The following is a 24,646-nucleotide window of genomic DNA, read 5'->3' as shown; positions in this document are numbered from 1 at the left end:
GCGCTCACACCCGATCGAAGTAGCGGTTGAGGTCCCAGTCGCTGACCGCGGCCATGAACGTCTTCCACTCGTTCTCGAGCAGCACCCGGTGGTGGTCGACGATGTCCTCGCCGAACAGCGCGCGCGGGAACGCGGCTGCCACGAAGGCCTTCGACGCCTGCTGCAGGTCGGCAGGCATCTCCTCGTCGGCCGGCAGCAGGTATGCGTTGCCGCGGATCGGCTCCGGTGCGGCGACGGCACGCTCGATCCCGTCCCGCGCGGAGGCGAGCAGCGCCACCAGGGTGAGGTACGGGTTCGTGTCGGCGCCGGGCAGGCGGAACTCGAAGCGCAGGTGCTCCGGCTTGTGCCCGACGACGCGCACCGTCGTGGTGCGGTTGTCGAAGCCCCAGGTGCGGCCGTTTCCGGCCACATCGCCGGAGTTGTTGCGCCGGTAGGAGTTGATCGTCGGCGAGTACCAGGCCATGAAGGCCGGTGCGTGCTCCAGCACGCCGCCGATCGCGCTCAGCATGGTGTCGCTCATGTTCTCGGCTGCGGCGTCGTTCCAGAACAGGCGCTCGCCCGCGGCGTCCTGCACCGAGAAGTGCACGTGGCAGGAGGAGCCGGGCTGGCCGTTCAGCGGCCGGGCCATGAACGTCGCCGTCATGCCGGCCCGGGCGGCGGAATCGCGCACGGCCAGCTTGTACAGGGCATGCCGGTCGGCCATCTCCAGCGGCTCGCCGTAGCGGAAGGTCATCTCCCACTGCCCGCTGCCCCACTCGGACTGGGCCGCCTCCATCTGCACGCCGCTGGCCAGGAGGTCATCGCGGAGCTTCTGGAAGAACGGCTCGTAGAGGTTGCCCTCGTGGATCATGAAGTCGCTGGGGATCAGCGTGGTGGGGTCGAGGTCGCGGAAGCCGTTCTTGCGCAGCTCGCGCTGCTCGTTGCGGAACAGGTAGAACTCGAGCTCGGTTCCGGCCTTCGGCTGTAGGCCGTGCTCCGCGTAGCGCGCGAGCTCCTGCTTGAGCATCACCCGCGGCGAGATGGCCAGCGGTTCGCCGGTGCGCACGTCGACGGGGTCGGCGAAGCAGATGGCGACGTTCTCGAGCCAGGCCGCGCGGCGGAGCGTGCCGAGGTCCACTCGCAGCGTGGCATCCGGGACGCCGTTGTGCATGCTGCACAGCTTGAACAGCCCGGCGTCGATGAGTTCGAGGCCCTGCTCGAGGTCCCAGGCCCAGACGCAGGTGCAGACGTCGACGCCGTTCTCGATGACCCGGTCGAAGCCGTCGACGGGGATCCTGCGGCCGATCAGGCGGCCCTGCAGGTCGGGCGAGGCGACGATGACGGTGCGGATGCCGAGCGCCTCCAGCTCGGCCGGGTCCAGCACGTAGTCCTTCATCGGGTGAGCCAGCCGCCGTCGACGGGGAGCTGGATGCCGTCGATCCACGACGCCTCGTCGCTCAGCAGCCACGAGATCGCCGAGGCGATGTCGGCCGGCTGGCCGACGCGCGGCACCAGCAGGCGCTGCTTCATGAACTCCAGGCCCTCGGCGCTGGTCACGCTCTCGAGGTCGAAGAAGTTCGTCGCGATGGGGCCGGGGGCGACGCAGTTGACGCGGATGCCCTGCGGCGCGAGCTCGACAGCGAGAGCCTTGGTCAGCATGGGCACGCCGCCCTTGCTCGCGTTGTAGTGCGGCTGAGCGGTGGTTCCGCTGGTGACGACGACGAGGGCCTCCACCGTCGAGAGGTTGACGATCGCCCCGCCGCCGGACGCACCGATCAGCGGCGCGACCTCCTGGGCCACGAGGAACTGGCCCTTGAGGTTGACGTCGAGGACGAAGTCCCAGGCGTCCTCGGTCAGCGTCTCGAAGGAGTGGTTGGTGACGACGCCGGCGTTGTTGACGAGCAGGTGCAGGCTGCCCCAGGCCTCCCGCACGCTCTCGACGGCGGCACGGATCTGCTCACGCTCGCGCACGTCGACGCGGGCGGCCAGGGCGACGCCGCCCTCTGCCTCGATCAGCGACACCGTCTCCTGGGCGGCCTCGAGGTTGACGTCGGTGATCATCATGCGGGCGCCCTCGCGCGCCAGACGCAGCGCGGTCTCCCGACCGATGCCGGAGCCGCCGCCCGTGATGAAGCCGTTCTTGTTCTGGTGCCGGGGAGTCATGCTGCTGCTTTCTGTCGTGTGAGCTGTGAGTTCTGCGCGGTCTGGACGAGCCAGTCGAAGAGAGGGTCGCCACCGAAGACCTCCGGGTGCCACTGCACCCCGATCACGGGGGCGCTCTCGTGCTCGATGGCCTCGATGACGCCGTCCGGGGCGCGCCCGGTCACCTGCAGGCCGGGGGCGAGGCGCCCGACGGCCTGGTGGTGGTAGGAGTTGACCAGGACGCTCTCGCCGTAGAGGGCGGCCGCCGTGCTGCCGGCCTCGAGCACAACGGGGTGCACGCGCTGTGCACGCGGGTACGCGTAGGAGGCGTGCGACTCGCCCTCGCCGATGGCGAGGTGCTGAACGAGGCTGCCGCCGAGGGCGACGTTGATGAGCTGCTGGCCGCGGCAGATGCCGAGGACGGGGATGCCACGGGCGATCCCCGCCTCGATGAGCGCGATCTCGAAGGCGTCCCGTTGCGGGTCGATCCAGCCCGTGTGCGGGCCCGGCGCCTCTCCGTAGCGGCGCGGGTCGACGTCCTCGCCGCCCGAGAGCACGACGGCGTCCAGGTAGCCGACGAGCTCGCTCGCGTCGGCATCCATGGGCAGGTTGACCGGCAGGCCGCCCGAGCGGATCACCGAGGTCGTGTACTCGCTCATGTAGATGTCGAGCGGGGCGTCGTGGAAGCCGCGCGGGGCGCCGACGGACTCGGCGCGACCGCGTCGGCCGCTGAAGCCGATCAGTGGCTTGGGCAGGGGGACAGACATGGGATTCCTTCGTGCTGGGGTGATGCCCGGCGGGCGGCGGGCGTGCGGAGCCGGGGTGGTGTTGGTCAATCCTCGCCGAAGCGCTCGATGACCTGGGCGTAGGCCTCCGGCCGCTTCGCGCGCAGCACGAGGGCCTGCACGAGGCCGATGACCGGCGCGACGATCACGACGGCGAGCAGCACGGCGCTGAGCACGCCCCAGCTGGGGTTGCCGTCCGCATCGACATCGCCGACCAGCAGCGGGAAGTTCGCGGCGATGAGGCCGGCCGAGACGAGCAGGCCGATGAAGCCGAGGCCGGGGGCGATGACCGTGTGCCAGGGGCTGGTCAGCACCCGGGTGCGCCGGAAGTAGGCGATGACCGAGAGGCAGGTGAGCGCCATCAGCAGCACGATCGCCAGCGTGCCGATGCCGGCGAACCAGGCGAAGATGTTCTCCGCGGTGAAGCCGATCAGCACGAGGAGCACGACGACGGTGGCGGCGGTGCTCACCTGCACAACGGCAGCGCGGTGCGGCGAGCGGTGCCGGGGGTGGACGATGCCGAGGCTGTCCGGCATCACTCGGGCGTTGGCCATGCCGTGGTGGTAGCGGGTGAGCACGTTGTGCAGCGAGAGCACGGCGGCGAACATGCTGCCCATGAACAGCACCGCGATGATGATGCCGCCGATCGGGCCGAGGTACTCGTCGGTGATGCGGGAGAGCAGGGTGGCCGGGTCGGCGGCGGCCTCGTCGATGACCGCGGACTCGCCGAAGCCCATGATGACGGCCCAGCCGGCGAAGGCGTAGAACACGCCGATGATGACGGCCGAGGCGTAGGTCGCGCGCGGGATCGTGCGCTCGGGGTCGCGAACCTCGTTGCGGTAGACGACGGTCGACTCGAAGCCGATGAAGCTGGCGATCGCGAACATGAGGCCGAGCGCCGGCGAGCCGGAGAGGATGTTCTCGAGCGAGAACGGGCTGAGCGAGAGGCCCTCCGGGCCGCCCGTGATCAGGATGACCAGGCCGAGCAGCAGCACGATGCCCATCTCGGCGCCCAGCACGATGACGAGCACCTTGGAGCTGAGCTCGATGTGGCGGTAGCCGAGCACGCCGACGACGGCGATCGAGATCAGCGTGAAGACCCACCAGGCGATCTCGGGGCCGCCGAGCAGCGCAATGCTGGAGCTGAGCGTTCCGCCGAGGTAGCTGAAGACGGCGACCTGGACGGTGGTGTAGCAGGCGAGTGCGAGCCACGCCGTCGCCACACCGGGGGTGCGGCCGAGGCCGTGACTGACGAAGGTGAAGAAGGATCCGGCATTGGGGATGAAGCGGCTCATCGAGGTGAGCCCGACCGCGAAGAGCAGCAGGATCCCGGTCGCGACGAGGAACATGACCGGGAAGCCCAATCCGTTGCCGACGAGGAGTCCGATCGGCAGGAGGCCGCCGACCACGGTGAGCGGGGCTGCCGCGGCGATCACCATGAAGGTGACGGCGACGGTGCCGAGATTGCCGCTCAGACGCCGATTCTCGGCCGAGACGACGGTGCCTGCGGATTGCGTCATTGGGTCCTCCAGGATGGGCGGCAAGCCGCAAGAATCATTGGTCTATGTTCTAGCCCATTAACTTCCTGGAGCGCAAGTGCCCGTTTTCCGGCGGCGCCTCGGATACCGGAGGCGCCCGTCTCCCGTTGGCTCGAGGGAGCGCCAGCGACCGAAGCCAACACCGGGTCGGGCCCCGGAAAGCTCAACCTACGCAAACAGGACAGGCCCAACCGCGGGAATCCCCGCTGATTGGGCCTGTCGAAATCGGGAGACTAGTCGGCGCCCACCGTGAGGCCGTTGCCGTCCGCGGCGAGATCGACCCGCACCAGGTCGCCGTCGCGCACGGCCCCGCTGAGCAGGGCATTCGCGAGCTTGTCGTCGATCTCGTGCTGCATCAGGCGACGCAGCGGCCGGGCCCCGTAGATCGGGTCGTAGCCGCGCTCGGCCAGCCAGCGCCGGGCGTCCGGGGTCACCGCCAGGGTGAGCCGGCGGCTGCTCAGCCGCTTCGACAGCCGGTCGATGTAGAGCTCCACGATCTCGCCGAGCTCCTCCTGGGTCAGCGCAGAGAACACCACGATGTCGTCGAGCCGGTTGACGAACTCGGGCTTGAAGTTCTGGCGCACCAGCTGCTGCACCGCGGTCTCCTTCTCGGCCCAGGTCAGGGACTGGTCAACGAGGAACTGTGAGCCCAGGTTCGAGGTGAGCACCAGGATGACGTTGCGGAAGTCGACGGTGCGGCCCTGGCCGTCGGTCAGCCGGCCGTCGTCGAGCACCTGCAGCAGCACGTCGAACACCTCCGGATGCGCCTTCTCGACCTCGTCCAGCAGGATCACCGAGTACGGGCGCCGGCGCACGGCCTCGGTCAGCTGGCCGCCCTGCTCGTAGCCGACGTAGCCGGGAGGGGCTCCGACGAGGCGGGAGACGCTGTGCTTCTCGCCGTACTCCGACATGTCGATGCGGATCATCGCCTTCTCGTCGTCGAAGAGGAACTCGGCGAGCGCCTTGGCGAGCTCGGTCTTGCCGACGCCGGTCGGCCCGAGGAACAGGAAGGATCCGGTCGGGCGGTCGGGGTCCGAGATGCCCGCGCGCGTGCGGCGCACGGCATCCGACACGGCGGCGACGGCCTTCTTCTGGCCGATCAGGCGCTTGCCGAGCTCGTTCTCGAGGTGCAGCAGCTTCTCGGTCTCGCCCTGGAGCAGCCGGCCGACCGGGATGCCGGTCCACGCGGCGATGACGGCGGCGATGTCCTCCTCGGTCACCTGCTCGTTGACCATGCGGTCCTCGATCGGGTTACTCTCGGCCTGCTCGGCCTCCGCCAGCTGCTCCTGCAGCTGCTTGATCGTCGTGTACTCGAGCTTGGACGCCTCGGCGTAGTTCGCCTCGCGCATGGCGCGATCGCGTGCGCGGGTCGCGTCGTCGAGCTTCTTCTTGAGGTCGCCGACGGCGTGCAGCGAGCTCTTCTCGCGCGCCCAGCGGCCCTCCAGGATCTTGAGCTCCGACTCCTTCTCGCGCAGCTCCTCGCGCAGCTTCTCGAGCCGCTCCTTGGAGGCGTCGTCCTTCTCCTTCTTCAGCGCGAGCTCCTCGACCTTCATCCGCGCCACCTGGCGCTGCAGCTGGTCGATCTCCACCGGCGAGGAGTCGATCTCCATCTTGAGCCGGCTCATCGCCTCGTCGACCAGGTCGATGGCCTTGTCCGGCAGCTGGCGGGAGGTGATGTAGCGGTTGCTCAGGGTGGCCGCGGCGACGAGGGCGCCGTCGCTGATCGTCACCCCGTGGTGCGCCTCGTAGGCGCCCTTCAGCCCGCGCAGGATCGCGATCGTGTCCTCGACGCTCGGCTCGCCGACGAACACCTGCTGGAAGCGGCGCTCGAGGGCGGCGTCCTTCTCGATGTACTCGCGGTACTCGTTGAGCGTGGTCGCGCCGATCAGGCGCAACTCGCCGCGGGCGAGCATGGGCTTGAGCATGTTGGATGCCGCGACGGAGCCCTCTCCGCCGCCGGCGCCCATCAGCGTGTGCAGCTCATCGATGAAGGTGATGATCTCGCCGTCGGACTCGGTGATCTCCTTGAGCACGCTCTTCAGCCGCTCCTCGAACTGGCCGCGGTACATGGCGCCGGCCACGAGGGCGCTGAGGTCGAGCGAGACGAGCTTCTTCCCCTTGAGCGAGTCGGCGACGTCACCCTCGACGATGCGCTGGGCCAGGCCCTCGACGACGGCGGTCTTGCCGACGCCCGGCTCGCCGATGAGCACCGGGTTGTTCTTGGTGCGGCGGGTGAGCACCTGGCTGAGCCGCCGGATCTCGGCGTCCCGGCCGATCACCGGGTCGAGCTTGCCGCTCGCCGCGATGGCGGTGAGGTCAACGCCGTACTGTTCGAGGGCGCTCTTGGCTTCTTCCTGAGGAGGCTGCTGGTCTGGCTGCATGGCATTCCCTTTCGTACCGCGATCGGCCACCGGGGTGTGGCGGCCGAGCAAACTTGAGTCGATGTGGCTCAAGTTTACCAAGGCGGATGCCGGAGCGGAAGTGCCACCCCCTGTGCGCGGGCTGTGAGTTCGGTGGCCCCGCAATAGGCTGGCGAACACGACTCTCCCCCTCAGCGACGCAGCGCAGCGCGCCCGAAAGGACAGCATGAGCCCGAACCCCCCTCCCACCGTCAGCGTCCTCCTTCCGCGCCGCGCGATCTGCGGGGAGGGGCCGTACTGGCACGCGGCGAGCGGCACCGTGCTCTGGGTCGACAACGAGCGGGGCGAGATCCTCCGCACCGACCCGGCCACCCTCGACACCGCCGTGACCGTGTACCCGCCGGGCATCGGCGCGGCCGCCCCGCGTGAGGCCGGCGGCCTCATCGCCGCCACGAGCACGGGCTTCGTCGGGCTGGCGGATGACGGCACGGTGACGCACCGCGTGGACTGCCTGGCCGACGGCATCCGTATGAACGACGCCAAGGCCGACCCGGCCGGGATCTACTGGTCGGGCAGTTGCGCACTGGACTTCGCCGCCGGGAAGGGCGGCCTGTGGCGGCTCGACGCGAACTGGCGGGCCGAGCAGGTACTGGAGGGCTTCGCGCTGCCGAACGGCCTGGGCTGGAGCCCCGACGGCCGCACGTTCTACCTGGTCGACTCGATGGCGCGCACAATCTTCAGCTACCCCTTCGACCCGGAGACGTCCACACTCACTCCGACGCCGAGCGTGCTCGTCGGCCCAGAGGCGTTCGCCGCACTGCCCGACGGCCTGGCCGTCGACGTGCGCGGGCGCCTCTGGGTGGCCGAGTACGGCGGCGGCGCCCTGCACGAGTTCGCGCCGGACGGCACGCGCATGCAGACCATCACCGTCCCGACCGCGCAGCCGACGTCCTGCGCCTTCGTCGGCCCCGAGCGGGATCAGCTCTGGGTGACGTCGGCCGCGAACGGGCTGGACGAGAACGCCGAGCCGCTCGCCGGCAACGTGTTCCTCGTGACTGGGCACGGCACCAGCGGGCTGCCGGTGGCGAGCTTCCGCGGCTAGGGCATCCGCCCCCGCCAGCGAGATGACAGTGGAGCGCGTCCCCGGGGTGCGGGAACGCGCTCCACTGTCATCTCGGCGCGTTGGCCGCTGACGCTGGCGCTGCCTCTAGCCGACGGGGGCGGGCGCGGCCACCTGGGCCACCGCCGCCCGCACGATCTCCTCCACGCTCCCCCGCACCGAGACGATCGCGCCGTTCTCGTCGGGCTGGAGCAGCTCCAGCGCCTCGAACTGAGAGGCGAGCAGCGACGGAGGCATGAAATGCCCGCTGCGCCCCTCCATACGCGCGGCGAGCACTTCCTGCTCCGCGTGCAGGTGCAGGAAGAGCGCGCCGGGCACGGCCACCCTGATGGCGTCGCGGTAGCGGCGCTTCAGCGCTGAGCAGGCCATCACGATGCCCGTGTCGGATGCCGCGGCCATCTCGGCGCCGACGACGGTCAACCACGGCCAGCGGTCGTCGTCATTCAGCGGCGTCCCCTCCGCCATCTTCACGACGTTGCTGCGGGGATGCAGCGCATCGGCATCCACGAATGGCACCCCTAGCGCCTCGGCGATCAGCGAGCCGATGGTCGTCTTGCCGGATCCAGAGACTCCCATGACGACGACCAGCGGGCGCTCAGGCGCCAGCGGGCGCTCAGGCGCCAGCGGGTTCCCAGGGGCAGGCGCGGTCATCTCGATCACCAGTCGTGGACGGTGCCGTCGGCCAGCCGGTTGTACGGCAGGTACGCGGTCTCGTACGGGTACTTGCCTGCCTCGTCCACGTCCAGCTCGACGCCGAGGCCCGGGTTGTTGCCCGGGTGCAGGTAGCCGTCCTCGAAGGTCATCGACTGGGCGAAGACGGCGTTGGTCTTGTCGCCATGCTGCATGTACTCCTGGATTCCGTAGTTGTGGATCGCCAGGCCGACGTGCAGCTGGGCGGCGAACCCGACGGGCGAGATGTCTGTCGGCCCGTGGAAGCCGGACTTGATCTGGTACATCGCCGCGTAGTCCATGACCTTCTTGAGCGGCGAGATGCCGCCGAAGTGGGTGGATGCCGCGCGCACATAGTCGATCAGCTGGTCCTTGATCAGCGACTGGAAGTCCCACACCGTGTTGAAGATCTCGCCGATCGCCAGCGGGGTCGTGGTGTGCTGGCGCACCAGGCGGAGCGCCTCCTGGTTCTCGGCCGGCGTGCAGTCCTCGAGCCAGAACAGGTCATAGGGCTCAAGCGACTTGCCGAGCTTGGCCGCCTGCAGCGGCGTCATCCGGTGATGCCCGTCATGGAGGAGTGGCAGGTCCGGCCCGAACTCGTTGCGCACAGCCTCGAACACCGTCGGCAGGTGACTCAGGTACGAGCGGGTGTCCCAATCCTCCTGGGCCGGCAGCTTGCCGCGCTGGGCCGGCTCGTGGTCGTAGCGCACGCCCTCGTTGCCCGGCAGGCCCTTGTTCGACGCGATCCCGTAGATCGACTCGAGCCCTGGCACCCCGGTCTGCACGCGGATGGACCGGTAGCCGAGCTCCTGGTGGTGGCGGATGCTGTCGAACAGCTCGGGCAGTTCCTTGCCGGACGCGTGGCCGTAGGCCATCATCTTCTCGCGGCTGGCGCCGCCGAGCAGCTGGTAGACCGGCATGCCGGCGGCCTTGCCCTTGATGTCCCACAGGGCCATGTCGACGGCGGCGATCGCGGCCATTGTGATGGGGCCACGGCGCCAGTACGCGCTGCGGTAAAAGAACTGCCAGGCGTCCTCGATGCGGGAGGGATCGCGGCCGATGAGCTGCGGCACGATGTACTCGCTGAGGTAGGTGACGACGGCAAGCTCACGGCCGTTGACCGTGGCGTCGCCGAGGCCGGTGATGCCGTCATCCGTCGTCAGCTTCAGGGTGACGAAGTTGCGGTCGGGGCTGGTGACGATGACTTCGGCTTTTTCGATCTTCATGAGGCTACTTTCTGGGTGTGAGGGGTGGTGCCGTGCGGATGCCGCGGCGTCACTCGGTGGGAGGAATCGGGCTGTGGGCGGTGCGCGGCGCGGCGAAGGCGGCCGTGGACAGCGACGGCGTGATGGGGGCGGCCGCCCCGGTGAGCGCGCGGCGCTCGGCGATCTCGGCGACGATCTGCTTGTGCTTGGCGTCGGTGAGCGGGTAGAACACCATGAACAGGATCGCGACCGCCGAGGCCACGAGCGGGATCAGTCCGGCTCCGGCGCGGATGCCGAGCTCGGCGTGTGCAGTCTGCTCTGCCGCACCCGCGGCGTAGCCACCCCAGGCCAGCGAGAAGGCGGCGAGGGCGCCGCCGACGGCCTGACCGGTCTTGCGGGTGAACGAGAACAGCGCGTAGGTGATTCCTTCAGCGCGCACGCCGGTCTTCCACTCGCCGTACTCGACCGTGTCTGCCTCCAGCGTCCACACCAGCATGTTGACCAGAGCGATGCCGAGCTGGCAGATCACCAGCCCACCGAAGCCGAGCCAGACTGCCTCGGCCGGCGCGAAGAAGATCACCAGGCTGCCGGCGGCCATGATCGAGGCGCCGACGATGTATCCGAAGCGCTTTCCAAAGTGGCGCACAATCGCGGGAATGAAGGCGGCCAGCCCGAAGGTGACCACCAACTGAATGATCGAGATGGCGGCGTAGAGCGGCAGGGCGTGCAGCACATCACGCAGGTAGTAGAGCTGCACGGTGGCGAGGGCCAGATAGCCCACCAGGAAGACGAACGAGCTGATGCAGAGCATGAGCAGCGGCTTGTTGCTCTTCAGCACGGCGAAGCTCTGCTTCATGGTCACATGCGTGACATCGCGGACGACCTTCTCCTTCGCGGTGAAGGCAGTGAACATGTAGAGCGCGGTTCCGACGACCACGAAGCCCAGTGTCATTCCGGTGAACAGCACTTGCAGGTCGGCACCCGGCACGATCAGCGGGGCGACGAAGACGCCCAGGCCCGCGCCGACCAGGGCCGCGCCGACGGAGCGGGCGCTGGCGAGCTTGGCGCGCTCACCGCCGTCTTGGGTCATCGCCCCGGCCAGCGAGCCGTACGGGATGTTGACGAGGCTGTATGCGAGCCCGAGCGCTGCGTACGTCAGGTACGCGTAGAGCAGCATGCCGGTCTCGCCGATCTGCGGGATCGAGAAGGATGCGGCAGAGAGCAGCAGCAGCGGAACAGAACCGAACATGATGAACGGGCGGAACTTGCCGAACCGCTTGCTGTAGGTGCGGTCGACGATGCGGCCCGCGAAGATGTCGGCGAACGCGTCGAACAGGCGCACCACCAGGAGCAGGGTGCCCGCTGCTGCTGCAGAGATGCCGGCGACATCCGTGTAGTAGATCAGCAGGAACATCGTCGCAGTGGTGAACGCGAGGTTGTTGGCTGCGTCGCCTGCCCCGTAGCCGACGATGCTCAGCGGACTGAGCTTGCCGGTGGCGGCGACCGGTGCGGCCTTCGCCGTGCGCGGGGTGGTTTCGGTGAGTGACATGGAGGCTCCTTTGCCCATGATCGGAAGTCCTTAGTGGGGCCGGCGGGCGCGGTGCGCGGCGGCCGGGGATGCCACGCACTGACCGGGGGTCATCGGCTTCCGGGAGGGGATCGGTTGAGGCTTCGACATTGAGTACCTTTCGTTCGCGTCATTGCGGCACGCGACATTGCGGCGGGGATGTCGAGCCTGAGTCCGGTGCGGAGCGGTGTTCGACAAGGTCAAGTGAAACACGATCGGCAAGATATGGCAAACGGTTGCCAAACATTGTCACCACACGCCCAGCTGGGAGAACCACGAGGCCGTCGAACGCCGATTCCGCATGCGCGACAACCCGGGCACGCACGACAGCGCGGGCGGAGAATCCCCCGCCCGCGCCGCATCGACCCGTTGTTACTCGGCCTGGTACTCCCCGACCAGAGCCGTGATGTCGGCCAGGATCGCGGCGTCCTGCGCCAGCCGCGCATCCACCAGCGCCACCAGCCCCGCGATGGCAGCGTCGGTGGGCCGTGCGGCGATCACGCCGATCTGCGCGGCCTCAGCGTCGACCATCTGCCGTCCGGCCAACACCAGGGAGGCCCACGAGGCGATGGCACGGATACCGGCCGCCGCCTGGCGGCCCTCTGCGCGCTCGGCGAGCACCACCGGCGCAATGCGCACCCGCAGTTTGGTCACGGCCTCGGCCGAGATCTGGGCGAGCCGGTGTTCGATACGGGTGTTGTCGAAGCGCTCGATCAGGGCCGCCCGGTACTCATCCAGCGCCAGCAGCCCGGCCGGGAGGTGGCGCACGGCGTCATCCCAGAAGTCGTTCACCCAGCCCCGGCAGACCGGGTCGGCCATGGCGGCGGCGACGCTGTCGTGCCCGCGCAGCAGGCCCGCGTAGGCCAGCAGGCTGTGCGCGCCGTTGAGCAGCCAGAGCTTGCGGCGCTCGAACGGCTCGATGTCGTCGACGAAGCGGGCGCCCGCCCGCTCCCAGGCCGGCCTGCCGGCCGGGAAGTGGCCGCTCAGCACCCAGTCCCGGAACGGCTCGGTGACCACCGGGGAGCGGTCGGCCCAGCCGGTGAGCCCGGCGGCCGCCGCGATGTCGTCCGCGGTCGTCTTCGGCGTGATCCGGTCGACGGAGGTCGAGACGAAGGCGACATGCGCCGCGATCCACTCGGCTGTCTCGGCGTTCAGCATCGTGGCGAGCGCCCACACGGCGCGCTCGACGAGCGGGCCGTTGTCTGGCATGTTGTCGCAGGGAACGATCGCGATCGCCCCGGCGCCGGCCAGGCGTCTGGCCTCCAGGCCCAGAACGAGGCGGCCGAGCGTCGTCGTCGGGCCCCCTGCACTGATGGCGCCACGCGCCGCCCGATCGAGGTTGTCGGCCAGGAACGCGAGATCCGCGGCGAGTGCGCTGTCGCCGAGATCCGGGCTGCCATCCGCGCGCAGCCGGTATCCGGCCTCGGTGACGGTGAGGGTCACGAGGGCGGTCGACTCGGCGGCCATCAGCTCGACGAAGCGCGCCGTGTCGCTGCCGTCGACGGCCTCGACGATGCTCGAGACGAGCGCGGCGCTGTCGCCGGCATCAGAACGCTCGATGAGCGTGTAAAGGCCGTCCTGCGGGGACAGCTCGAGCGCGGCCTGGGCGCTGCGCCCGGTGAACGCCGCAATCCCCCACTCGCCGTTGTCGTCGACCTGGTCGGTGTACCAGGCCTGGTGGGCGCGGTGGAAGGCGCCGAGGCCGAGGTGGATGATGCGCACCGGCGGGGTGCGCACGCTCTCGCCAATGCGCGCGGCGAGGGCCGCGCGGCTCAGCGGGGCGACGGCAGTGTCGATGGAAGTGTTGACGTCAGTGGCAATGCTCACAGCTTGAACACCTTTCGGGGAAGGGCGTCGACCAGGTCGACGATGATGCGCTCGGCCGCATCGAGGTCGATGCGACCCTCGCAGACGAGTCGGGCGAGGAACGCGGCGTCCAGGCGGCGGGACATGTCGTGCCGGGCCGGGATCGAGAGGAACGCGCGGGTGTCGTCGATGAAGCCGGAGCTGCGGTAGAAACCGGCCGTCTCGGTCACCGCGGCGCGGAAACGCAAGACGGCGTCCGGGGCGTCCAAGAACCACCACGGGGCGCCGATGTAGACGCTGGAGTAGAAGCCGGCGAGCGGCGCGATCTCCCGCGAGTAGACGGTCTCGTCCACGCTGAACAGCACGAGGTGGAAGTCGGGGTTGTTGCCGTACTTCTCGAGCAACGGCCGCATGGCCTCCACGTAGGTCGTGGTGACGGGGATGTCGTGGCCGGTGTCCGGTCCGAACTCGTCGAAGGTGGCGCTGCTGTGGTTGCGGAAGACACCGGGGTGCACCGTCATCACGAGGCCGTCCTCGACGCTCATCCTGGCCATCTCGAGCAGCATGTGGCCAGCGAAGACGCGGCTCTCTGCAGCGGTCAGCTCCCCGGCGAGAGCGCGGCCGAACAATTCGGCCGCTTCTGCGGGGGCAAGGTCCACGGCGAGCGGCTGCAGCACACCGTGGTCGGCGGAGACCGCCCCGTTCTCGACGAAGAAGCGGCGACGCCCGGCGAGCGCCTCGATGTATCCGGCATAGCTGGAGGTGTCAGAGCCGTTCCACGCAGCGAGAGCGGCGACCCGCTCGGCCCAGCCCGGCGCGGCCGGGTTGAGGTAGGCGTCCGGTCGGAAGGTGGGCAGCACGCGGCCGGTGAAGCTCGGGTCGGCGGCCAGCGCGCGGTGTGCGGCCAGGTCGTCCATCGGGTCGTCGGTGGTGGCCATGACCTCGATGTTGAACCGGGCAAAAAGCGCGCGCGGCCGGAATTCATCGGTCGCCAGCTTCGCCTGGATGAGATCGAAGAGCGCGTCGGCGGTGTCCTCGGATGGCTGCACGTCGATGTCGAACAGGGTGGCGAACTCGTGCCGCAGCCAGTAGCCGGACGCGGTGCCCGCGTACAGGTGCCAGTGCGCGCAGAACGTGCGCCACACCTCACGGGGGGTGGCCACCGGCTCGCCGCCGGTGCGGCTGGGGATGCCGAGCTCGGTCAGCTTCACGCCGGCCGCGTGCATCAGCCGAGAAACGTAGTGGTCGAAGCGGATGAAGAGCTCGGCCGGGTCACCGAACGGCTCGTTGCCGAGCAGAAGAAGCGGGTCGACGTGGCCGTGCGGCGAGATGATCGGCGCGTCAGCCACACGCTGGTAGAGCGCGCGCGCGACGGTGCGCGTCGCCGGGTCCGCGGGGAACAGGCGGTCTGAGTCAAGGGTGAGGGTCATGGACACTCCTTTAGTGAACATCGGGATTGCGGGTTTGTCAACCGGTTGCCAAAACACTGTGCACCCGCTCAGGGTCCACGACAGGGCAGCCGCCGGGCGGCTCCCTACGGCTGGATGGGGCCTGTGGATCCGCGGACGACCAACTCGGTGGGCAGCGGGCTGGCGTCGACCCGGGCGGGCGTGCCCTCGGCATACTCGTCGATGAGTTCGAGGGTCAGCCGGATCGCCCGTTCGCCGATATCGCCGAGCGGCGTGCGGATCGTGCTGAGCTGCGGGGAGGTGAAGTCGGAGCCGAAGATGTCGTCGAAGCCGATGATGCTGAGCCGGCCGGGAACGACCAGCCCCTGCTCTTGCGCTGCACGCATCAGGCCGATGGCCATCAGGTCGTTGTAGGCGAGCACGGCGGTGACGCCGGAGGCCAGGACGCGCGAGAGGGCGTCGCGGCCGCCGTCCAGTGTCGGCACTCCCGGGCCGATCTCGACGATCGTCATCCCGAGCCCGGGCGCCTTGGCCAGAAGGGCATCCCAGCGGGCGCGGCTCATCCACGAGTTCGCCGGCCCGGACAGGAAGGCCAGCGCGGTGTGGCCGAGCTCGGCGAGGTGCGCCAGCGCCTCGTCGATGCCCGGCTCCAGGTCGGGAACGATGCCGTGCACGCCCTCGACCTGACGGTTGATGACAACGAGCGGCTTGCGCTCGGCGAACTCCTGGATCTTCTCGTCGCCCAGGCGCGTGGTGACGAGCACCAGGCCGTCGACCGAGGGCGAGACACGCTCGGCCGCCTCGGCCTCGCGCTCACCAGACTCCTGCGATTCGGCGAGGATCAGCGTGTAGCCCCGGCGGCTCGCCGCCCGCTCCGCGCCGCGCACGACCTCGAAGAACATCGGGTTTGTGATGTCGGCGAGCAGCAGCCCGAGGGTGTTCGTGCGTCCGGTCGGCAGGGCGCGTGCCATCGGGTTGAGCCGGTAGTTCAGCTCCTTCGCCGCGGCGTGGATGCGTTCCTCCGTCTTGACGTTGATGCGTCCGGGCTTGCTCAGCGCACGAGAGACCGTCGACGGGTTCACCCCGGCCAGCTTGGCGATGTCGTAGATGGTTGCAGGCGCTTTCGAGCGTCGGCCGGGCCGCGTTTCGGCGGCGGCGGTGTCGTCGCTCGTCACGTCACTAGTCACGCTCTGCTCACCTCTCGTGGCTTCGGGTGTCGTGGAGACACCGACCGGGGCGTTCATCTATTGCTCCCGCTTGTATCGTGCCACAGTCCCGGCATCAGGCGGCGACCCCGGCCTGGATGTCGTGCGCACGCTGCTCATCAAGCAGTCTGCGCCGGTTGTCCCGGCGTTGCTCCTGCCGGTCGGGGTCCGGCACCGGCGAGGCCAACAGCAGTCGCTGGGTATACGGGTGTTCCGGCGTGGTGGTGACCTGCCCGGCCGGACCCTGCTCCACGATCTCGCCGCGGTACATCACGGCAACCCGGTGGCTGATGTGGCGCACGACGTCGAGGTCGTGCGACACGAACAGGTAGGACACTCCCGTGTCGCGCTGGATCTGCAGGAACAGGTCGAGTACCCGGGCCTGCGTGGTGAGGTCGAGCGCAGAGACGGGCTCGTCACAGACGATGAGTTTGGGCGAGAGGGCGAGCGCCCGGGCGATTGCGACGCGCTGCCGCTGCCCGCCGCTGAACTCGCGCGGCATCCGACCGATGGCATCCTGCGGCAGGCCGACCTGGTCGAGCACCTCACGCACGCGCCTGCGCGCATCCGAGCGGCTTTTTCCTTGCACGGTGAGCGGCTCAGACAGGATGTCGCCCACCGTCATCGACGGGTTGAGCGAGGTGTAGGGATCCTGGAAGACGACCTGCAGGTCACGGCTGAGTGCGCGGCGCTTGCTGCGGCTCGCCTGGCTGATGTCTTCGTTGTCGAAGCGAATCGTGCCACCAGAGACGGGAGCGAGGCCGAGCAGGGCGCGCCCGAGGGTGGTCTTGCCTGAGCCGGACTCGCCGACCAGGCCCAGGGTCTTTCCGGCGCCGATGTGGATCGACACGTCGTCCAGCGCGCGGAAGGGCTTGGCCCTGAAACCTGTGCCGGGGTACTCGACGATGAGGTTGTCGACCCGGAGCAGGCCGCCAGGACCTGTCTGGTCGCTGGTGGATGCGTTCATCACAGACCAACTTTCACTGGGGCGTCGAACACGGGGGCGGGTTCGGTGACGGTGAGCGTGCTCATGGGCGTCTTTCCCTCGAGCATCGCGCCGAGCAGGGTGCGCGTGTACTGCTCCCGGGGGGCGCGGAGGATGGTGCGCACATCGCCGGATTCGACGACACGACCGTTCTGCATCACGACGACGCGGTCGCAGAGGTCGGCAACCACACCGAAGTTGTGCGTGACGAGCACCACGCCCATGTTGAAACGGGCCTGCAGATCGCGGAGCAGGTCGAGCACCTCGGCCTGCACGGTCACATCGAGTGCGGTGGTGGGCTCGTCGGCGATCAACAGATCGGGGTTGCAGCTGACGGCTCCGGCGATCAGCACGCGCTGTGCCATCCCCCCGGAGACTTCGTGCGGGTAGGCGTCGAATGTGCGCTGCGGGTTGGTGATCCCCACGATGGTGAGAAGCTCAAGCGCCCGCGCGGTGGCTTCGGCCTTCGACAGGCCGAGCACTCGCGTGAGCGGCCGCACCAGCTGGTAGCCGATCGTGAAGTTCGGGTCGAGGTTCGACATCGGCTCCTGTGGAATGTACGCGATGCGCTTTCCGCGGAGCTCGGACAAACGCCCCTGCGACAGGCGGTTGCCCCCGGCCGAGACCAGCGGAATGCCGTCGAAGCTGATGCTGCCGCCCAGGATCTCGGCCTCATCCGGCAGGAGCCCCAGGATGGAGAACGCGGTCTGGGACTTGCCCGAGCCGGATTCACCGACGATGCCGAGCACTTCGCCGCGGTCCACGTGGAACGACACATCGGCGACGACGACCTTGGTCGCTCCGCCCTGCTGCGGGTAGCCGACGCCGAGACGCGAGACGCTCAGCAGGTGGTCGGCTGCGGCGAGGTCGACCGCCTGCACCGACTCAGTCCTCGGCGGGGTGAGCTGGATGGGCTTGGTCCGCTTGAACTTCGGTGCGTCCTCCAAGGCGTCACGCAACGCGTTGCCGAGGACAACGAATGAGCCCACGGTGAGCGAGATCGCCAGGCCCGGCCAGACGGCGAGGATTGGAGAGCCGTAGATGTTGATGAAGCCTTCGTTGAGCATCACGCCCCAGGTCGGGGTGAGCGGGTCGCCCAGCCCCAGGAACTCGAGAGCTGCCTGAATCGCGATGGCGATACCGCAGACGATCGACGTCTGGATGATCAGAGGTGCGCGCACCACGAACAGGATGTGCTTGCCGATGATGCTGGCGGTGCTGAGACCGGCGACCCGCGCCGCGTCGACGTAGAGCTCATTGCGCACGGCCTGCACCGACGTGCGGGTGAGGCGGAACATTCCGGGGGACATCAGCACACCGAACACGGTCATGGAAATCCACACCGACCGGCCCAGGGCTGCGCTGGCGGCGAGCAGGATGATGATCGCCGGGAGTGACATGAGCACGTTCGTGCACCAGCTCGCCACCGAGTCGAACTTGCCGCCGAAATAGCCGGCCAGCAGTCCGGTCGGCAGCCCGATCAGGAGGGCGACGACCGCGGCGAGGGCGGCGGCAAGCAGGGTGCTCTGCGCGCCGACCAACAGCCGGCTGAACACGTCGCGTCCCGCACTGTCGGTACCGAGAAGGTGTCCGTCGGTGCCGGGACCGGCCAAGGCGTTCACCAGATCGGCCTTGTTGGGGTCGAACGGGGCGATGACGGGGCCGAAGATTCCGGTCAGGACCACGATCCCGAGGATGATCAGGGCCGTCAGGCCCAGGGGGTTCTTCAGGAGCCGACGGAACACACCCGTGCGAACCGCTGCTTCGGGCTGTGGGGTCTCAGCCAATGTTTCGGTCATGACACACGCGCCTTCGGGTTCAGCCAGCCGACGGCGAGGTCGACCAGCAAGTTGACAACAACAACGATGATGACGATGTAGACCACGACACCCATCAGGACGGGCATGTCACCCTGGGTAGTGGACTGCAGCGCCAGGAATCCCAGCCCAGGAAGGGCGAAGATCTGCTCGAGCACGACAACGCCACCGAGCATTCCGATGAACTGCAGCGACAACACGGTGAGACCGGCCGGGGCGGCGCCGCGCAGCACATGCCGGAACAGGATCTCCCGCGGGGCCAGGCCGCGGCTGCGCAGCGTTCGCACATAGTCGCGGCTGAGCACGGTGATCACGGCGCTTCGGACCTGCTGGGCGGTCGAGGCGACCGCGCCGATCGCTAAGGCGATGATCGGCAGCGTGATCGAGGCGAGCCAGCCCCCGACGTTGTCGGTCAGGGGCACATAGCCCGTCGCGGGCAACAGTTGCAGGCCGATCGCGAAGACAGTGACCAGCACAATCGCGACAACGAACTGCGGGATGGCAGAGGCCCCGATGGAGACGATCTGCAGCAGGCGATCCACCCATCCGCGGCGCACAGCTGCGGCGACGCCGAACAACGTGGCCAAGACCGCGGCGATCACAATCGTCACCAGGACGATGGACAGTGTCGTGGGAAGACGCCCGACGATGCTCTCGACAACGGGCTGGCTGTTGAACCACGACACACCGAAGTTGCCGCTGAGCGCGCCTCCCAGCCAGTCGAAGTAGCGGGAGAAGAGGGGCTGATCAAGACCGAGCTCGATCTCTTTGAGGTGCACCTGCGCCTGCGTGGCCGATTCACCCAGGATGTTGCGGGCGACGCTTGTCGCCGAGAAGTACAACATGAAGAACGTCAACGACGACACTACGAAGAGCACCACCACGCCCGAAATCAGGCGTCGGACGATAAAGGAAACCATTTCTGCTCCGTTGTCAGGTGGTTGGTGGTGGGGGGTGAGGCAAAGGTGAGGGAGGGGTCCCCGGCCATGCGCGGTCGGGGACCCGAGCTACTTACTGCGCGGGCGCGTAGGAGTAGATCGACGGCACGGCCTGCTGCAACTGCGGCTCGGTCGTGGTGTTCTTGTCGGTGAAGAAGATCTGGTCTGGACGGTAGAACGGGGCGAACCAGGCCTGCTCGACGATGTACTTGTTGATTTCCTGGGCCGCCGTCTTCTGCTCGTCGGCCGAACCGGTCTGGATGGCGGTGATGAGCGTGTCGACCTTCGCATCGGTCGTGTGGAACGGGTTGTACGTGGCCTCTGGGGCGATGATCTGGTTGACCGCAACCCAGGGTGAACCCTGGAACAGCGAGAACCAGCTGGCGGCGTACTTGCCCTGAACCAGGCTGGAGATGAAGTCCGACCCGGCCACGTTCTCCCAGTTCACCGTGATGCCGACGTCGGCGAGGTTCTGGCCGATACCGGCCGTGAGGGCAGGGTCGAAGAACCCGGAGACCGTCGGCATGGTGATGCTGAACTCACCGACGCCTGCCTCGCTGAGGAGCGCCTTCGCCTTCTCGACGTCGTACGGGTACGCCGACTCGAGCGACTCGTCGAACGCGTCGGTGCCCTTGCCGAACGGCTGGCTGGTCGCCGTGCCGAGACCCTTGCCCACCTGGGCGAGCAGGGTTTCCTTGTCGATCGCGTAGTTGATGGCCTGACGCACCTTGACGTCGGCGAGCTCGGGAACCATGGTTCCATCGCGGTCGAAGAACAGCAGTCCCTGCCAGTCGGTCGGGTAGTTGTACTCGGTGAGGCCGGCGCCCTTGGCCTGCGGCTGCGTCTTCGCGGTGAGCAGCGCCGCGTTGATCTGCCCGGAGATGATGGCATTCGACATCGCGGTGGTGTCGAGGATCGGCTTGAGCACGATCGTGTCGTAGACCTGGAGCGACGGGTCCCAGTAGTCCGGGTTTTTCACGAAGGTGTAGGTGGATGCCGCGACGGTCTTGGACTTGTCGAGCGTGTAGGGTCCGCTGCCGACCGGGTCGGTGGCGAGCTTGCCGCCCTCAATGGCCGCTGGGCTGGCGATGAAGCCATCGGCGTTGCCGAGGTAGTCGAGCAGCGCGGGGTCCTGCGCCTTGAGCGTGATCACCACGGTGGTGGCGTCCGTGGCGGCGACATCAGAGACCTGGGCCAGGGTCGACGCGTCGGGGCCATTGCCGGTGCGGAACCGGTCGAGGTTGACCTTGACGGCTTCGGCGTCGAGCGTGGTGCCGTCGGTGAAGGTCACGTCGTCACGGAGGGTGAGGGTGAGCTCGGTGTTGTCGGAGTTGTACTCCCACGCCGTCGCGAGCATGGGCACCAGCGTTCCATCGGGCTCGCGACGCAGCAGGGAGTCGTACACCGGCTGGTAGTACTGGACGTAGTGGCCGATGTGGGCCTGGGCCGGGTCGAACGACTTCACGTCGACGAAAGCGCCAATCGTGAGGGTGCCGCCCGTGCCGGCCGAGCCGTCGGACGAAGCCGGTTGTGCGCCGCTTCCTGAGCAGGCGGTCAGCGTTATCGCCGCCGCGGTGAGGAGGGCGACGGCTGTCACCCGGGAACGAAACTTCATTGTTTTCTCCTTGCGCTGCTGGTGCTTCTCGACATTGAGTGGTGCAACCGGTTGCACCCTCAGAGAAGGGCGACAACCTGTGATTGTTTCGGTAACGCTATATCAGCCAAGTCAAGTTTGGCAACCGATTGTCAAAATCGCGTGCGGCTCGGAATCAAATCGTGGCCAGCGACCGGTCGCTGCGCTGGTGGGCGCGCAAGAGCGGCGTGGGAGCCACGCCTGCGAGCGGCTCCCACGCCTGCACCTGCCGGTTGCTCGTGAGCGGATCAGACCCGTTCGGGGAACTTGTCCTCGACCCGGATGCGCGAGTTCAACTCCGCGAGGAACTCCTCCTCGTCGAAGTCGAGCGACACCTCGCGTCCGGTCCAGCTCGAGAGGTGGATGGCGTTGGCCAGGCGCACGCCCGTGATGCCGTCGGAACCGGGTGCCAGCAGCGGGGTGCCGTCGAGGATGTTCGCGGCGAAGTTCTCGAGCACGCCGGCGTGCTGGGCGCCCCACACCGAGTCGAACTCGATGGTCTCCTGCTCGTAGTAGTCGTCGGTGTTGAGCTGGCCCATGAACAGCTTCATGACGTCGCTCATGTCCATGCCCTCGCTGAGCTCGCGCTCCGGGCGCTTCAGCCGGGTGACGGTCGCGGTCTGCGAGTTCTCGACGACGATCTTGCCCTGTGAGCCGACGATCTCGAAGCGGTCGGTTCCGGTCATCTCGTGGGTGGCGGTGATGAAGACGCCGGTGGCGCCGTTGCCGTAGTCGACGAGGGCGGTCACCTCGTCCTCGACCGCGATGTTGCGGCGGTAGCCGTATGCGACCTTCGAGTACACCGACTTCGGCACGCCGCAGATCCACTGCCACAGGTCGAGCTGGTGCGGGGCCTGGTTGACGAGCACCCCACCGCCCTCTCCGCCCCAGGTGGCGCGCCAGGCACTCTGGTCGTAGTAGCCCTGCGGGCGCCACCAGTTGGTGATGATCCAGTTCGAGCGCAGGATGCTGCCGATCTCGCCGCCGTCGACGATCTCCTTGAGCCGGATGTACAGCGGGTTGTTGCGCTGGTTGAACATGATGCCGAAGCTCAGCTCCGGCTTGGTCTGCGCAAAGGCATTGAGCTCCGCGACCTGCTTGGTGTAAACGCCTGCCGGCTTCTCGACCAGGGCATGGATGTCGCGCCGCAGCGCGTCGATGCCGATCTGCGGGTGCAGGAAGTGCGGAACGCACGTGACGATGGCGTCGACGCTGCCGCTCTCGATCATCTCCAGGTAGTCGGAGAAGAAGGGGATTCCCGGGTAGTCGGATGCCGCGCTCTCCGCCTTGGCCGGGTCGATGTCTGCGATGGCCCCGATTTCCATGTTCGGCACCAGGCCATCGGTGATGAACTTCGCGTACATGGACCCCTGGGCGCCGAGCCCGATGATGCCGATGCGTACCTTCTTAGTCATGAAACTGCTTTCTGTGAGGGGGAATCGGTCGTGTGCGGGAGCGCGCCAGAGCGCGTGCCGTACGACAGGTCATAGACGCCTTGAACGATGTCGAGGGACTTCTGCGCTTCGTCCGGGTCAATCCAGAACGGCTCTCCGGAATCGAGGCCGCGGTAGAAGTCAGCGATGAGCAGCTCGTGCGAGATGCCCCAGTAGGCACGCTCCCCGGTTGCGGCCCTGGCCTCCCTGACGAGCTCTGTTCGGCCATCCGCGTACGTGACGGTGAGATCGCCCCGGAGCAGAAGGACCGCCCCATCGGTCACGATCTCGATACTGACCGGGGAATTCAGAGTGTGGGCCAGCGTGGCGTAGAAGACGCTGCGCGCACCGTTCTCATGGCTCAGCATCAGCTCTGCGGTGTCTTCCACCTCGATAACCTCACCGAGGTGCCTGGTGCTTGCATGACCGTCGACGTCAGCGACCGGGCCAACGAGCCAGTGCAGCAGGTCGATGGTGTGGATCGCCTGGTTCATCAGCAGCCCGCCGCCACCGCCGGCCCAGGTGCCGCGCCAGGGCCGGTCGAGGTAGTACTCCGCGGTGCGGTGCCAGCTCACGGTGGCAGACGCTCCCCTGATCGAGCCCAGGGTGCCGCCTGCCAACAGAGCCTGTGCCGCGACAACCGGCGCGTTGTACCGGTTCTGGAAGCACACGCCGATTCTCGCCGTGCTGTTCCTGGCAGCGGCGGCCACCCGCCTGCCCTCGTCACGCGAATCAGCGAGCGGCTTCTCGACGATCACGTTGATGCCGCGCTCGAGGGCGTCGATCGCCAGTTGCGCATGTGTGTTGTGCGGGGTGCAGATGTGCACGACGTCGGGAGCGAGCTCAGCGAACAGCTCCAGGTGGTCGGCGAACCCGGGCACTCCGTGCGCCTGGACCGTCGCGGCCAGCCTGGCGGCATCCGGGTCGGAGACCCCGACCAGTCTGGCGCCGGGCAGGCCGGCGATCGCGGCCAGGTGGATGGCCGAGATGTCGCCGCAGCCGATGACCGCGACGCGACGTGTGTGGGGAGCCAGTCGCTCAGCATCGCCGTTGACGGTGAGGGTCTGTTCGGTCATTTCGTGCCGACCCCGATCTCGGCGAGCAGCGCGGCGAAGGCTCGGGCCGCCTGTCCGAACGCGGCGGGACCGGAGAATCCACCGAGGGCGTGCTGGGCGGCCAGGTGCGGCTCGAGCGAGGCGAAGCCGCTGTAGCCGTCGTCGCGCAGCGCGGTCAGGGTCTCGCGCAGTTCGCCGTCGCCCTGGCCTGCTGGCACGACCTCGCCGGTTGCGGCGACGGCATCCTTCACCTGCAGGTAGTCCAGGTAGGGGCGCAGCATCGCGTAGCCGTCGGTGAACGGCTTCGCGCCGACCTGCACGAAGTTGGCGTTGTCCCAGGCGAGGCGGAGCGCGGGTGACCCGACGCTCTCGACCAGGTCGAGCACGCGCTCGGGGGTGTCTCCGTAGATGTCTTTCTCGTTCTCGTGCAGCAGCACGACGCCGGCCTTCTCGGCCTCGTCGGCCAACAGCCGCATGCGCGTCATGACCGCGTCCCTGGTGCTCTCGACCGAGATGCCCTCGCCGCGGAAGAACGAGAACACCCGGATGTTGGGTGTCTCCAGCGCGTGGGCGACGCGAATGATGCGCCGGAGGCGGTGCACCTCGAGCTCGGCGGCGAGGGAGACATCGACCTTGCCGATGGGCGACGCGATCGCCGAGACCGACATCTCCTGGCTTGTGAGGATCGCGCGCAGGCGCTCGAGCTGCTCGTCGTCGAGGTCGACGACATTCGTTGTCCACGCGCTGCGCACCTCAATGTGGCTCGCGCCGAGCGCCTTCAGAACGGCGACCTGCACGGCCGGTTCCGGGTCGATCTCGTCGCCGAATCCCGACAGGGTCCAGGTGGGGGTGAGCGTGGTTGACACGATGAAATTGCCTCCGCAGAAGGTTCGCCTCGTTGAGAACCCGGCGACGGTTCGCCGCTGGGCATGCGGCCACTCTACGTCCGGTTCCGCGATTTTGGCAACCGATTGACAAAACTCCCAGCGATGGTGTGACA

General features: G+C 68.1%; 19 protein-coding genes. 1 reads left to right on the top strand and 18 read right to left on the bottom strand.

Going from position 1 to position 24,646, the window contains the following annotated elements; genetic code table 11:
- Positions 1–4: 4 nt before the first annotated feature.
- The 5 genes from GY24_RS00915 to GY24_RS00895 form a co-directional block, all read right to left on the bottom strand.
- Positions 5–1,375, bottom strand: a complete 1,371-nt coding sequence (locus GY24_RS00915) for a glutamine synthetase family protein (protein WP_104473936.1) — start codon at positions 1,373–1,375, stop codon at positions 5–7.
- The gene (locus GY24_RS00910) at positions 1,372–2,142 is read right to left on the bottom strand and encodes an SDR family NAD(P)-dependent oxidoreductase (RefSeq protein ID WP_104473935.1); all 771 of its coding nucleotides are present in this window, start codon (positions 2,140–2,142) and stop codon (positions 1,372–1,374) included. Before GY24_RS00910 ends, GY24_RS00915 begins: the two co-directional genes overlap by 4 nt.
- A complete protein-coding gene (locus tag GY24_RS00905; protein WP_104473934.1) occupies positions 2,139–2,888 on the bottom strand; it encodes a gamma-glutamyl-gamma-aminobutyrate hydrolase family protein in 750 nt (249 codons plus the stop codon). Before GY24_RS00905 ends, GY24_RS00910 begins: the two co-directional genes overlap by 4 nt.
- A gap of 65 nt (positions 2,889–2,953) precedes the next feature.
- Positions 2,954–4,426: an APC family permease gene (locus GY24_RS00900; RefSeq protein WP_104473933.1), complete on the bottom strand. Its 1,473-nt coding sequence runs from the start codon at positions 4,424–4,426 to the stop codon at positions 2,954–2,956.
- A gap of 251 nt (positions 4,427–4,677) precedes the next feature.
- Positions 4,678–6,825 (bottom strand): ATP-dependent Clp protease ATP-binding subunit, encoded by a 2,148-nt coding sequence (locus GY24_RS00895; RefSeq protein WP_104473932.1) that lies wholly within the window; start codon positions 6,823–6,825, stop codon positions 4,678–4,680.
- Between the two features lie 205 nt (positions 6,826–7,030).
- On the opposite strand from GY24_RS00895, the gene GY24_RS00890 reads away from it, so the two are divergent.
- A complete protein-coding gene (locus tag GY24_RS00890; RefSeq protein ID WP_104473931.1) occupies positions 7,031–7,906 on the top strand; it encodes an SMP-30/gluconolactonase/LRE family protein in 876 nt (291 codons plus the stop codon).
- Positions 7,907–8,011: 105 nt separating this feature from the next.
- Here GY24_RS00890 and GY24_RS00885 read toward each other — a convergent pair whose 3' ends face one another.
- The 13 genes from GY24_RS00885 to GY24_RS00825 form a co-directional block, all read right to left on the bottom strand.
- Positions 8,012–8,575, bottom strand: coding sequence for a gluconokinase (locus GY24_RS00885; protein ID WP_104474015.1), 564 nt, complete (start codon positions 8,573–8,575; stop codon positions 8,012–8,014).
- 5 nt (positions 8,576–8,580) lie between these two features.
- A complete protein-coding gene (gene manD, locus GY24_RS00880) occupies positions 8,581–9,819 on the bottom strand; it encodes a D-mannonate dehydratase ManD (protein ID WP_104473930.1) in 1,239 nt (412 codons plus the stop codon).
- A 49-nt stretch (positions 9,820–9,868) separates the two neighbouring features.
- The gene (gene uidB / locus GY24_RS00875) at positions 9,869–11,347 is read right to left on the bottom strand and encodes a glucuronide transporter (RefSeq protein WP_104473929.1); all 1,479 of its coding nucleotides are present in this window, start codon (positions 11,345–11,347) and stop codon (positions 9,869–9,871) included.
- A 390-nt stretch (positions 11,348–11,737) separates the two neighbouring features.
- Positions 11,738–13,192, bottom strand: a complete 1,455-nt coding sequence (locus tag GY24_RS00870) for a mannitol dehydrogenase family protein (protein WP_233279125.1) — start codon at positions 13,190–13,192, stop codon at positions 11,738–11,740.
- Positions 13,189–14,601 carry a glucuronate isomerase gene (uxaC, locus tag GY24_RS00865; RefSeq protein ID WP_104473928.1) on the bottom strand — a complete coding sequence of 471 codons (1,413 nt, stop codon included), beginning with the start codon at positions 14,599–14,601 and terminating at the stop codon, positions 13,189–13,191. The genes GY24_RS00870 and uxaC overlap by 4 nt, the downstream gene beginning before the upstream one ends.
- Positions 14,602–14,705: 104 nt before the next feature.
- On the bottom strand, positions 14,706–15,767 hold the full coding sequence (locus GY24_RS00860) for a LacI family DNA-binding transcriptional regulator (protein ID WP_233279124.1): 1,062 nt from the start codon (positions 15,765–15,767) through the stop codon (positions 14,706–14,708).
- Positions 15,768–15,861: 94 nt separating this feature from the next.
- On the bottom strand, positions 15,862–16,752 hold the full coding sequence (locus GY24_RS00855; RefSeq protein WP_104473926.1) for an ATP-binding cassette domain-containing protein: 891 nt from the start codon (positions 16,750–16,752) through the stop codon (positions 15,862–15,864).
- On the bottom strand, positions 16,752–18,569 hold the full coding sequence (locus GY24_RS00850) for a dipeptide/oligopeptide/nickel ABC transporter permease/ATP-binding protein (RefSeq protein ID WP_104473925.1): 1,818 nt from the start codon (positions 18,567–18,569) through the stop codon (positions 16,752–16,754). Before GY24_RS00850 ends, GY24_RS00855 begins: the two co-directional genes overlap by 1 nt.
- Positions 18,566–19,507, bottom strand: a complete 942-nt coding sequence (locus tag GY24_RS00845) for an ABC transporter permease (protein ID WP_104473924.1) — start codon at positions 19,505–19,507, stop codon at positions 18,566–18,568. Before GY24_RS00845 ends, GY24_RS00850 begins: the two co-directional genes overlap by 4 nt.
- A 91-nt stretch (positions 19,508–19,598) precedes the next feature.
- A complete protein-coding gene (locus tag GY24_RS00840) occupies positions 19,599–21,140 on the bottom strand; it encodes an ABC transporter substrate-binding protein (RefSeq protein WP_104473923.1) in 1,542 nt (513 codons plus the stop codon).
- A gap of 266 nt (positions 21,141–21,406) precedes the next feature.
- Positions 21,407–22,573: a Gfo/Idh/MocA family protein gene (locus GY24_RS00835; protein ID WP_104473922.1), complete on the bottom strand. Its 1,167-nt coding sequence runs from the start codon at positions 22,571–22,573 to the stop codon at positions 21,407–21,409.
- A complete protein-coding gene (locus tag GY24_RS00830; protein ID WP_104473921.1) occupies positions 22,570–23,667 on the bottom strand; it encodes a Gfo/Idh/MocA family protein in 1,098 nt (365 codons plus the stop codon). Before GY24_RS00830 ends, GY24_RS00835 begins: the two co-directional genes overlap by 4 nt.
- Positions 23,664–24,515 carry a sugar phosphate isomerase/epimerase family protein gene (locus tag GY24_RS00825; RefSeq protein ID WP_233279133.1) on the bottom strand — a complete coding sequence of 284 codons (852 nt, stop codon included), beginning with the start codon at positions 24,513–24,515 and terminating at the stop codon, positions 23,664–23,666. The genes GY24_RS00830 and GY24_RS00825 overlap by 4 nt, the downstream gene beginning before the upstream one ends.
- Positions 24,516–24,646: the final 131 nt, after the last annotated feature.

It is taken from the genome of Microterricola pindariensis (genome assembly GCF_002936985.1).
Classification (GTDB): Bacteria; Actinomycetota; Actinomycetes; order Actinomycetales; family Microbacteriaceae; genus Microterricola; species Microterricola pindariensis.
Note: the sequence above shows the minus strand (reverse complement) of the source record. Positions and strands in the feature narration are given on the sequence as shown.